Annotated in this window: 11 protein-coding genes and 1 rRNA gene; 7 read left to right on the forward strand and 5 right to left on the reverse strand. The window is 27.8% G+C overall.

What is annotated here, in order from left to right; all coding sequences use genetic code 11:
* Position 1 precedes the first annotated feature (1 nt).
* The 5 genes from ACQY5W_RS02795 to ACQY5W_RS02815 all read right to left on the reverse strand — a co-directional run bounded on the left by ACQY5W_RS02795 (position 2) and on the right by ACQY5W_RS02815 (position 5845).
* A complete protein-coding gene (locus tag ACQY5W_RS02795; RefSeq protein ID WP_428023421.1) occupies positions 2 to 472 on the reverse strand; it encodes a phosphatidylglycerophosphatase A family protein in 471 nt (156 codons plus the stop codon).
* Complete coding sequence (locus ACQY5W_RS02800; protein ID WP_428023422.1) at positions 472 to 1356, reverse strand: response regulator; 885 nt, start codon at positions 1354 to 1356, stop codon at positions 472 to 474. Before ACQY5W_RS02800 ends, ACQY5W_RS02795 begins: the two co-directional genes overlap by 1 nt.
* On the reverse strand, positions 1356 to 2477 hold the full coding sequence (locus tag ACQY5W_RS02805; protein WP_428023423.1) for a bifunctional 2-C-methyl-D-erythritol 4-phosphate cytidylyltransferase/2-C-methyl-D-erythritol 2,4-cyclodiphosphate synthase: 1122 nt from the start codon (positions 2475 to 2477) through the stop codon (positions 1356 to 1358). The genes ACQY5W_RS02800 and ACQY5W_RS02805 overlap by 1 nt, the downstream gene beginning before the upstream one ends.
* 87 nt (positions 2478 to 2564) lie before the next feature.
* A complete protein-coding gene (locus tag ACQY5W_RS02810; protein WP_428023424.1) occupies positions 2565 to 3389 on the reverse strand; it encodes an HDOD domain-containing protein in 825 nt (274 codons plus the stop codon).
* Positions 3390 to 3397: 8 nt separating this feature from the next.
* A complete protein-coding gene (locus ACQY5W_RS02815) occupies positions 3398 to 5845 on the reverse strand; it encodes a diguanylate cyclase domain-containing protein (RefSeq protein WP_428023425.1) in 2448 nt (815 codons plus the stop codon).
* Positions 5846 to 5982: 137 nt separating this feature from the next.
* Between ACQY5W_RS02815 and thiC the strand changes: the two genes are divergently transcribed.
* The 7 genes from thiC to ACQY5W_RS02850 all read left to right on the forward strand — a co-directional run.
* Positions 5983 to 7332, forward strand: a complete 1350-nt coding sequence (gene thiC, locus ACQY5W_RS02820; RefSeq protein ID WP_428023426.1) for a phosphomethylpyrimidine synthase ThiC — start codon at positions 5983 to 5985, stop codon at positions 7330 to 7332.
* 11 nt (positions 7333 to 7343) lie between these two features.
* Positions 7344 to 7556, forward strand: coding sequence for a hypothetical protein (locus ACQY5W_RS02825; RefSeq protein ID WP_428023427.1), 213 nt, complete (start codon positions 7344 to 7346; stop codon positions 7554 to 7556).
* 84 nt (positions 7557 to 7640) lie between these two features.
* Positions 7641 to 8756, forward strand: coding sequence for a P-loop NTPase (locus ACQY5W_RS02830; RefSeq protein WP_428023428.1), 1116 nt, complete (start codon positions 7641 to 7643; stop codon positions 8754 to 8756).
* A 135-nt stretch (positions 8757 to 8891) separates the two neighbouring features.
* Positions 8892 to 10043, forward strand: coding sequence for a trans-sulfuration enzyme family protein (locus ACQY5W_RS02835; RefSeq protein ID WP_428023429.1), 1152 nt, complete (start codon positions 8892 to 8894; stop codon positions 10041 to 10043).
* Positions 10044 to 11540, forward strand: coding sequence for a PLP-dependent transferase (locus ACQY5W_RS02840; RefSeq protein WP_428023430.1), 1497 nt, complete (start codon positions 10044 to 10046; stop codon positions 11538 to 11540).
* Positions 11541 to 11542: 2 nt separating this feature from the next.
* A complete protein-coding gene (locus tag ACQY5W_RS02845; RefSeq protein WP_428023431.1) occupies positions 11543 to 11890 on the forward strand; it encodes a nucleotide pyrophosphohydrolase in 348 nt (115 codons plus the stop codon).
* Positions 11891 to 12198: 308 nt separating this feature from the next.
* Positions 12199 to 12497: ribosomal RNA gene (locus ACQY5W_RS02850) — 16S ribosomal RNA — on the forward strand; the annotation flags it as partial.

Raw genomic sequence — 12497 nt, forward strand, 5'->3', positions numbered from 1 at the left:
TTTATAGTATAAACTTTTCAATAAGTTGATAGGTTCCTGATGCTGCAATACCAGCTGCTAGTCCAGCTAATAAATCATCACCCATAACACCCCAACCACCTTTTACATCTCTATCAATTTTCCCAATTATTGAAGGTTTCCAAATATCAAAAAGTCTAAAAAATAAAAAAGCTAATGGTGCCAGATAAAAAATATTTTCATTTGTAATTCCACATATGGAAAGAGCAAGCCACATACCCGCTAATTCATCAATTACAATCTCTTTACCATCATGAATTCCTACTTCTTTTTCATAAATATCAATTTGTTTTACTGCAATAGCAGAAATAAGTAAACAAAGTAAAAATAGTGTTGATTCATGAACAAATTGTAAGAGTGCAACTCCCATAATTAAGGCAACAAAACTACCAACAGTACCTGGTGCTTTTGGTGATAAACCACTATAAAAAAGAGTTAAAAAAGCTTTTCTCATTATTTTTTCTTCTCAATTCCAAGTTTTTTTCTTTTTTCCCAAAGTGATTTTCTTGAAATTCCTAATTTTTTAGATAGTTCAGTATCAGGGTATTTAGATTGAAAAGATATAACCATCATTTTTACATAATCATTTATGGTCATAATATTGTTATTTAACATAAACATATCAGGACGTAAAAGTTCAATTTTACTAAAAGGGAAATCATTTTCTTTTTCTAAAGAGCTAATAACACAATTTTTGTGCTCAATTGCAATACAAACATTCTCTTTTGCACTCTTTTTCAAAGTATGATAATCAGTTAGATAAACAACTTCTTTGTTTGTTATAGTTGATAATTCTTTTTGCCAAGTTGGGCTAGTAAGTGCAATAAATTTAATTGGAAGCTTTAATGCAGCAGAGATTTCAAAGGCAAGTTTATCTGTACATCTTTGAGAGTTTGTTTCAACTAATGTAGGTAAAGAGTGTGAAATATTAACATCAGAAGTGTCTATCTCTTCAAGTAAAAACTCAACATATGTTTTTAAAGTGGAGAGTTCTTGTTTCATTTGTCTACACTCTTTATAATGATAAATTTTTCTAATTAATTCATCCATAATAAATGGTTTCATAATATAATCTTTTGCACCTTCATTTATAGGTTCAGTTACGGTTTCATCACTTATATATGAAACAAGTAAAATTATAATAGAGTCTTTGTATTTTTGAATAGTTTTTTTAACCATATCACTTGGAAGTGAAGTAGATAATAAAACAATATCATAATCTTTAGTGAGATTATCATTATATATTTCAACAAAGTCACATGAGTGACCATCATCAAGTATTCTTGAAACAACTTTTTGAGCTAAATAAATCTCATTTTCTATTATTAATATATTCATTAATTTTTCCAATCAAAATATTTTAATGTTGCAACACTATGCACTGTAACACCTTCACTTCTTCCAACAAAGCCAAGTTTTTCTGCTGTTGTTGCTTTTACATTTACAAATTGTAAATCAATATTCAAAAGTTGTGCCATAGACTTTTTTATTTCCATTTTATAAGGATTGATTTTTGGTATTTGTGCAAGTATTGTAAAATCTACATTAACAATCTCATAACCAACACTATATACAAAATTTACAATTTTTTCAAGTAATATTTTAGAGTCAATATTTTTATAGGCATTATCTGTATCAGGAAAAAATTCACCAATATCTCCTGCTCCACAAGCACCAAGTAAAGCATCAATAACGGAGTGGATTAATACATCACCATCACTATGAGCTTTAAAACCAAATTCACAATCAATTTTTACTCCACCTAAAACCATTTGTTTGTTTTTTTCAAAACTATGAATATCAATTCCAAAACCTGTAAAAAAGTTTTTAGATGGTGGCTTTAAACAACCAATTGTTTTAAGGTCATCTTGAAAAGTTAGTTTATTACCTTGTAAATTTCCATTTACATAAAAAACAGATTCGCCAATACTTTTAATAGCAGAACTATCATCTGTGAAGAATTCACTTGTTTCTAAAGCTTTTTTTAGAACTTTTGTATTTGAAAGTTGAGGAGTTTGAATGAGTTTTACTTCATCTCTATTAATTGTTTCATTTTGAAAAATTACAGTATCTGCAACATTTAAAACAGGGACAATACATGAAGCTTTATCTTTATTTAAAATAATATCTAAAATAATATCTTTAGGTACACAACATCTAGCAACATCAGTAACCATAACATATTCAGAATCAATTGTTTCTAAGGCATTTGACATGGATTCTTGTCTAGTTTCACCGCCTTTTACAAAACTATAATCATCGGAAAAATTTTTCATGTAAGATAGTTCATCTGGAGATGAAGTAATAACAATCTTATCAAAATCGTAGTATGAAGCTATTCTCTTCGTAACAAATAACCATAATGGTTCATTTTCTATTCTTAACCATTGTTTTTTGCAGTTTAGTCCAAATCTAGAAGAAGAACCAGCACATAAAACTAAAAGTGTAACTTTAGACAACAAAACCCCTTGTGTAAAAAAGTTACAAATTATACCGTATGTTACTTATGTAAAATTTAAGTAATAAAACTAATTGCTATTTATTTGCTATTCTTCTTCTTCAATTTTAGCTTTTATTTTATCAATAGCACTAACAAGTGGGTCAATTTCTAATTGATATTTAGTAGCTAAATTCAGAGCTTTTTCTATACAATCATCACCTAGTGGCTCTCTTATATCAGTCAATATTTTAACAACTTCTAAAATTTTAACTCTTCTTTTATACTCTTCTGGACATTGTTCAACATTTCCAACAAATCCAATAGTAAAAATAAGATTATGACTTAAATTCCAGTGTTTAAATATATTTGCTGTGATTCTTGAACAAGAAAAACCAGTAAACTCTTCTTCAATTTCTGATAGAAGTTTATCTTTTTGTTTTAAAGCATTTTGAAATTCATCAACTTTATTTTGTTCTTGAATTAGTTCAGAAATAATAAATTTACCTGTTTCTTGTAAAAATGCTGGCAATAATAACTCTTCTTTTAATCCAAAGTCAATTTCTCCAACCCAATTATTAATAATATTTGAGGCTAAATTACAGGTCATTAAGAAATCATCTGTAGAGATACTATATGCAGATAGATTAGATTTAATTAAATCTTGAACAACTGACCCCAAAGCAATAGAAATAGTAAAGTTTATTCCAAGTAAATTAACAGCACGACTTGGAGTTTCTACTTCACTTCTAAATCCAAACATAGCAGAGTTTGAAACTCTTAAAAGTGTAGTAATTATAAGTGGATCTTGTTCTATAATTTTTAAAAGTTCTAGTGGCTCTTTATCTGGTCGTCTTCTAAAGTTTTCCAACTCAATAACACTATTTGGTAAAGGTGGTAACGATTCTATTTTTTCTATAATATCATTTTTCATTTATTTCCCTATTCTTCATAAAATAATAGATTATTTTTACTTATTATTGCCTTATCTAATGTATTTACTGATTTGTTATATATGTCATATTGAGCAATGGTTACGCTAATAACAAACTCTGTATCTACTTCTTCACCATTTTTATTTATTTTAAATTGCAATATTCTATCAATTAATCTATTAATATTATCCTTGTTCTGTAATATTATACCAATTTTTCCCTCATTTAAATAATATATTGAGTCCTCTTGATTGATTAAAGTGGAAATTTTATTTATTATTGCTTGAAGATATTTCTCTCCTACCTTAAATCCAGATTCTTGAGATATTTTACTAAATGATTTCACTAAAATTTGAATAAATATTGTTAATTCACCATTTTTATTTGAAAGATCTAATTTTAACTTGTGAATATTTTCTAGACCAGTAGTTTTATTTGTAAATGTTTGACTCTCTTTTTTATAACTTGATAAAATATTTTTTAAATTGTTAACAATAAAATCTTCATTTTCGCTATTTATATATTTAAAGTTATTTTCATAAATAGCAGGAAAAATAAATTGAATACTATATTCTTCATCTATAGGAATAAGATGTCTTTTATATCCTTCATCAACGATTGATGATATTTTTCTAGTAAGACCTAAAATTGAAATTTCACAAATTCCATAATAGATTTTGTTGGTTAATAAAGAACATATTTGACTGTTTAATTTTTCATAATTCAAATTATTAGTATTTAAAATATCGCTAGTAATTTCTACTAACTCATTATTAATTTCATATTTGGTTTTTAACTCTCCATATTTTATATAGTTTCTAATCCCTATTTTCCCAAGTGAAATTAGATGGTCATCAGTTATATTTTCACGAAAAAAATCAAGTTCTCTTAATTGAAATTTACCAAATTCTTTTAATAGATTTGTATTGATAAAAGAGTACTCATTTTTAAGTAAATCAAAGCCATTTATATTTATAAACATAGAATAAATATCTCTTGCTTCTCTCATAAAACCAAAGTCATGGAGTTTAGAAAAATAATAAGAGATACTCAAGTAAAGTTTAGAAAACATTGGCATAAGTTGCGATGCAACCTTATTCTTTTCTATATATTTATAGATGTTTCTAACAAGATTTTCTATCTCTTTAGAATTAGTTTCTTTTGTTAAATGATTTAAAATAACATCAAGGGTTTTTAATTTATAAAATTCATAATAATCATTTTTAAGTGCTTTTGAATTTATCAAAGTTTGACCAATATTTACATAATGGTATTTATCAAGTTTATCAGCTAATAACAAGATGTTGTGTATGGATTCTATATTTTGAATATTAAAATTATCTGATTCTATTATAAAATCATTAATTGCAATTCTATATTCTTTAATTTCTCCCAAATGGTTTTCATCTGTAATATATGATAAGGCTAAAGAATTAAGAAGTCCTTCTGTAAGAGTCTCTAGGGTTAGTTCTTGATTGTTTAAGAAAGATACTGAAAAATTTTTCTCATATAGATTAATATATTTTTTAAAATAGTTATTATTGAGATATTGCTCATTTCCAAAATCTTGATGAAGTTTTTTTAGCATAATTAAAAATAAGTAAGAGGAATTGCTTCTAAATCTAAAATACTCTTCTTCTTTTAAACTGCTATTTTCTCCAAAATTAGTATCCTTTGAAGTGTAGTAACCATCACTAATCTTTTCAAACAATAAAAAATATTGGGCAATCAAGTAGTCTAAATCTTTACCTTTTGAATCTATAAAAGGAAGATGAGAAAAGTAATAAAGAATTTGACCTAGTATATTATTGAGGTTGTTTATATGTTTTTCTTTTAATTTGGTACTAAATTTTAACATATTGATTGTTTCAGTTAAAATATCAGTTATAGGATTTATTGTCTGTTTTCTTTTTATGTCAATAGAATTTATTAAACAAAGTTTTGTATATACTTTTAAAAGAGAAGTATAACAGTCAAAAATTGCATCAAAAAGTTCTTCATTATTTATATTATTTTGTAGTGAACTTTCATATTCTCTAAATAGATTTTGTACTTCATCATAATTGAAAGTGTTATAATCTTTAAAAATTTTATAGTTTTTTGCTCTAGAGAGTAAATTTATAATTGAGTTAATATCTTTAAAAAAAAGTGCTGAACCGTTTTTTAAAATATTGTCTAATTTTTTGCCAATAAATAAAACTAGATATTTATTAAAAAAAATATGATTTGTAATAATTTGAGCTAAATCTTCAGGAATATCTTTTTTTAAATAATAAAGCGAATCTAAGTATTCAATAATCGTTACATAGTTTGTTTCAGCTGAACTTAGAAGTTTGTCATCAGTTTTTATAATTTTGTACTTTTCAATAATTTTACATATTTCAGTATCTTCAAGATTCTCAAATTCTTCTTTTGTAGATAATGAAAAAGTAGAGTTATTAAAATCTTCGTTCATAAAAATCCTATGTGATAATTATAAATTATATAGAAATGAAACTTAGAAGATTAATAAAATCAAATTAATTTAATAGATTAAGTTTTTATAAACTTAACTTGATATAATCAAACCAAAATTTTATATAGGAATATTTTATGAGAGATTGGTTAGACAATCATAAAAATGATGAAGTAAGAACTCAGATGTATTATGCCAAAAAAGGCATTATAACACCTGATATGGAATATGTTGCAAAAGTAGAAAAAATAGATCCAGAGTTAGTTAGAAGCGAGATTGAAAGAGGAAGATTAATTATTCCTGCAAATGTAAATCATAAACATTTAAAACCAATGGCTATTGGAATTGCATCTAGCTGTAAAATTAATGCAAATATTGGATCTTCTGCTTTAGCTTCAGATATTGCTGGTGAGATTGAAAAAGTTGATGTTTGTTTAAAACATGGTGCCGATACTATTATGGATTTGAGTACAGGTGGTGACCTTGATTCTATTAGAGAAGCTGTAATAGAACATTCTACTGTACCAATTGGAACAGTACCTATGTATCAAATATTACATGACTGTAAAGATAAAATTGAAGATTTAACAATTGAATCTATGTTAAAAGTTTTAGAAAAACAAGCTCAACAAGGTGTATCTTATTTTACAATTCATGCAGGATTTTTATTACAATTTATGCCTCATGTTGCAAAAAGAAAAATGGGAATCGTATCACGTGGTGGTTCTCTTATGGCAGCATGGATGATGCACTATCATAAAGAAAATCCATTTTACGATGCTTTTGATGATATTTTAGAAATTTGTAGAAAGTATGATGTTTCATTATCATTAGGTGATAGTTTAAGACCTGGATGTTTATATGATGCGTCTGATGAAGCACAACTTTCAGAGTTGAAAGTTCTTGGAGAATTGACAAAAAGAGCTTGGGAAAAAGATGTTCAAGTTATGATTGAAGGTCCAGGCCATGTTCCTTTAAATCAAATTGAAAGAAATATGAAATTAGAGCGTGAATATTGTCACGAAGCTCCATTTTATATCTTAGGACCACTTACTACGGATATTGCTGCTGGATATGACCATATTAGTTCAGCTATTGGTGCAGCTGTTGGAGGATGGCATGGGGCTAGTATGCTTTGTTATGTTACTCCAAAAGAGCATTTAGGTTTACCAAATGCAAATGACGTTAGAGAAGGAATTATTGCATATAAAATTGCAGCTCACTCTGCTGATATTGCAAGGGGTAGAAAAGGTGCAAGAGATATTGATGATGAAATGTCTGATGCTAGATATTCATTTGATTGGAATAAACAGTTTGAACTATGTTTAGACCCAGAGCGAGCAAAAGAATACCATGATGAAACACTTCCTCAAGATGTATTTAAAGAAGCAGAATTTTGTTCTATGTGTGGACCAAAATTTTGTTCATATAAAATAACTCAGAAGATTGTTGAAGATCACGGTAGTGAAATGGCAGCAGCTGTATAAAATAGTTTTTTATGAAAGTAAAAGTTCTTAGACCTTGTCATTGTATAAAAAGATTCAAATTTGATGAAACTTTAGAATACAATGACAAAGAAGAAGCTTTGAAAAAAGCAGAAGAAATTATTGAAATAATGCAAATAAAGAGTTGTCATAGCCATGAGTTTTCAATAAATGAAAATAATAATTGTTTTGAAATAGTAAGTAAAATTAATTATAAATCATGGTAAAAAAAGTAGAATTTTTAATTAAGATAAAAATTATCCTATTTAAAATACAATACGAAAAATTTTAATAATCTCAAGGAAATATTGATGGCAAATGTAGCTGATATAAAAAAAGAGTTAGAAAAAGTAATTTATCCAGGCTTTACAAAATCAATCGTAGAGTTTGGTTTTGTTAAAAATGTTGAACTAAATGGTGATACGGTAAATATACTTGTAGAAATAACTTCAAGTGTTCAAGAAGTTGAACATGAATTAAGAACAAATATTAAAAATGTATTATCTGAAATTGGTATTACAAATTTAGATTTACAAGTAAAAAAACCAGAAGTTCCAAAACAAACAAGTAATAGTGTAAGTGGAAAAAACATTGCACCTCAAATTAAAAACTTTGTAATGGTAAGTTCAGGAAAAGGTGGAGTTGGAAAATCAACTACAACAGTAAACTTAGCTGTTGCTGCTGCAATGCAAGGTAAAAGGGTTGGTATTTTAGATGCTGATATTTATGGACCAAATATTCCAAGAATGTTTGGATTACAAGGTAAACAAGTTGAAGTAATAGGAAATAAGGCAAAACCATTTCATGCTTTTGGTGTTGATATTATGTCTATGGGTTCACTTATGGAAGAGGGACAAGCTCTTATTTGGAGAGGTGCTATGATTATGAAAGCAATCCAACAACTTTTAAGAGATATTTTATGGGAAGAATTAGATATTTTATTTATTGATATGCCTCCAGGAACTGGGGATGCACAATTAACTTTAGCTCAAAGTGTTCCTGTAACTTGTGGTGTAAATGTTACAACTCCACAACATGTTGCCCTTGATGATTCAAGAAGAAGTTTAGATATGTTTAAAAAACTTCATATTCCAGTTGGTGGAATTGTTGAAAATATGAGTGGATTTATTTGTCCTACATGTAATACAGAATCAGATATTTTTGGTATGGGAACATGTGAAGGTTTGGCAAAAGAGTATGGAACAACTGTATTAGGAAATCTTCCAATTGAGCCAGCGATTCGAGAAGGTGGAGATAATGGTAAACCTATTGTTTACTTCCATCCAGAATCAATTTCTGCAAAAAGATATATGAAAGCAGCTGAAACATTAATTGCTTATATTGATGAGGTAAGCGATAAAGCAGAAAATGCTTCTATTCAACCTACTACACCTCCAGGTGTATCTGCTTGTTCTACTGCAAAATAACAATTTAGAAATATTTAGAGTCAAAAACTCTAAATATTTTTTCTATAAATAGCCTTTATAAATAAAAATTATTCTTCTTATATCAAATGATTATAAATCCTTAGATATAATGTGTAAAAAATTATTAGGCTTATTATGAAAAAAAATTTAGAGACAAAATTATCTCACCTTCAAGATTTTGCAACGGTACAAGATCCATACGGTGCATCACACTTTCCTATATATAATACAGGAACTTTCGATTTAAAAAAACAAGATGGTGAAAAGGTTTATGATTATACTAGAAGTGATAATCCTACTAGAGAAGTTTTAGAAAATCTTTTTGCTGATGTTGAAAATGGAGCAGGTTGTGTATGTACACATACAGGAATTGGTGCAGTATCACTTCTTTTTGAAACAGTTTTAAAAGCAAATTCCGAAGTTTTGGTTGAAGCAGATTGTTATGGTGGAACTTTTAGATTACTGAAAGTTTTTCAAGGTAAATATAATATAAAAGTACATTTTGCTGATTTTTTAAGTGAACCAGAATTAGAAAAAATCTTAAAAAAGAACAAAATTGATTTAGTTTTATGTGAGTCTCCAACAAATCCAGGCCTTAAAATTATTGATTTAGGTATGGTTTCAGTATTAGCTAAAAAATATAATGCTTTATTTGCAGTTGATAATTCACTTGCAACTTTTATTTCTCAACGGCCACTTGATATGGGAGCTGATTTCTCACTTTTTTCTACAACTAAATATATTTCAGGACATGGAAGTGTTGTAGCTGGTGCAATTGTTGCAAAAACAAAAGAACTTGCAGATGAGTTACATTACTATGCAAATGCACATGGTAGAAGTCAAAATCCAATGGATGTATTTTTGATTTCATTAGGGATTCCAACTTTAAAAGTAAGAATGGAAGAGCATCAAAAAAGTTCGTTAAAAATCGCAAAATTTTTAGAAAAACAAAGTTTTATAAAAGCAGTTATGCACCCAGGTTTAGAGTCACATCCTCAACATAAGCTTGCAACATATCAAATGGAGTATATTCCAGGAGTTTTTTGTGCTGAATTTATAAACAAAGAGTTTGCAGAAAAATTTATAGAAAATACAAAAATTTTTGGAGAAAAGTGCTCTTTTGGTAGTCCTGATTCAAGAGTAGAAATACCTGCAAAAATATCTCATGCTTCTTTTTCAAAAGAGGAGTTAGCTGCTATTGGTATTAGCGATGGAACAGTTAGATTTTCTATTGGATTAGAAAATGTTGATGATTTAATAGAAGATATAAAACAAGCTGTAAAATAGATGATTATAAACCATTTTAAGCCTATTGGATGTGGTGAAACTTTACCACAAAATAACATTCATGCTGTAAGTGTAAGCATGCCCAAACTTCAAGATGTAATAGATTATGAAGAGGGCTTTGGTGAAGCAATGGAAAAAATCAAATCTGGTTATCCAAGATTTACCATGCATCCATATTTAAGAATTCTTGCCTCTTACATAAAAGATAAATACAAGGTAAGTGATTCATATGAAGTAGTTCTTTTAAGTTCACAAAAAGCTGTAGATATAGTAAGTGATAAATATTATATTCATAATAAAATAGAAATAGATGAGCCATTTGGAGTAATTTTAGTTCAAAATGGAACTTGCCAACTTAAAAAAGTTTTGATGTTTATCCAACATGTTGGATATAACTTGTCTTCAAGATTTGCTGAAGAGTATTTATACAATATTGGATTGATAAATATAAAACATGAAGAAGAATTAGAAGAAAAAGAATTAGCTTTTGATACAGTTGGTTCAGTTTTAGGAAAAGCATATAATCAACCAAAGGAAAATATTACTCTTGCTCCTTCAGGCATGAATGCTATGTATGGAGTTGTGAAAGGATTAAAAAATATTCAAAGAAGAAATGGAAGGGATATTTTAATCCAACTTGGATGGTTATATTTAGATACTATGAATATCGTAAAGCACTATTATGAGCAATCTAAAGTTTTTCCAGATGTTAAAAATTTAGATTTGTTAGAAGAGTATTTAAAAAACAATGGGCTTAAAGTAAGTGCAATAATCACAGAAGTTCCTACAAATCCACTTTTATTATGTGTTGATATGAAAAGATTAAGATCACTTTGCAAAAAATATAATATTCCATTAGTTGTAGATTCAACATTAGCTACACCATATAATATAAACTTGGAAGATTATGCAGACATATGTGTTGAATCTCTTACTAAATTTGCTTCTGGAAATGCAGATGTTTTAATGGGAGCTATTATCTTAAATAAGAAATCAAAATTATCAAATATGAATATTGAGTTTTTTAAACATTGTGATAAAGTGTATATAAAAGATATTCAAAGATTAGCTTTTGAAATAAAAAGTTATGAAAAAAGAGTTAAGGAAATTAGTTTAAATACAAAAACATTAGTTGAGTACTTTAAATCATGTTCATATATAGATAAAATTTATTATTGTCTAAATGATGACAATAAATCAAGTTATAGACAAATAATGAAAGATGAAAATTCATATACAGGACTTATATCTGTAACATTTAAGAAATCATTTCAAAAAGTATATGATAATTTAAATTTTGCAAAAGGACCAAGTTTGGGTACAGAGTTTACACTTCTTATGCCATATACTTACCTAGCATATTATGATTATATTAAAAGTGATGAAGGTTTAAAACAATTAGAAAAAATAGGATTACCTAAAGATATACTTAGAATTTCAGTGGGTAGTGAAAACATAACTGATATTATAAATGAGTTCAAAAGATTAGAGGATTAATTATGGATATGGAAAAAATAAAGAATTTAATTTCTACATTTTCTAAAGAGAGAGACTGGGATAAATTTCATAATCCAAAAAATTTAGCAATGGCACTTAGTGTTGAAACAGCAGAACTGGTTGAAATATTTCAATGGCTAAATGAAGAACAAAGTTTAAATTTAGATAAGTCAAAAAAAGAACACCTTGAAGAAGAAATTGCAGATATAGCTGTATATTTGTTAAGAATTTGTTATTCATATAATATTGATTTAGAAAATGCAATTATTTCAAAAATGAAAAAAAATGAAAATAAGTATCCTTTATACGATAAAAACGGCCAAAAAATAGAGTATGGAAAGAAGAATTAATTCAAAAAAGATTTTTTTCCAAAATTTAAGCCAGGATTAAAGAAAAGTACTTGACAAGATAAAAAAATTTGTCTATAATTCCCGTCCAATTTGAGTGACAGAAGGTCACGAAGGGTTGAGTTCTTTAACAAACTACGGTTTAAAGAAGTAAATAACTTTTGTAAACCGAATATGATATAAAATAAGAGAATTTATACAATTCTCGTCTATTAAAAAACAATGAGTAATGTCAGTAAACAATTGCAATTAATTTTCATTAAGAAGATTGAATAAAAGAGTTAGACACTAGTCAAGATTAAACAAAACATTTTATGGAGAGTTTGATCCTGGCTCAGAGTGAACGCTGGCGGCGTGCTTAACACATGCAAGTCGAACGAGAACGGATTATAGCTTGCTATAATTGTCAGCTAAGTGGCGCACGGGTGAGTAATATATAGGTAACGTGCCCTAGAGAGGGGGATAACAGATGGAAACGTCTGCTAACACCCCATATGCCTTTAAGTCTTAAGACTGCAAGGGAAACATTTATGGCTCTAGGATCGGCCTGTACGGTATCAGTTAGTTGGTGAGGTAATGGCTCACCAAGACAATGACACCTAACTGGTTT

Origin of the sequence: Arcobacter sp., assembly GCF_050300555.1 — a bacterium.
Lineage (GTDB): Bacteria > Campylobacterota > Campylobacteria > Campylobacterales > Arcobacteraceae > Arcobacter.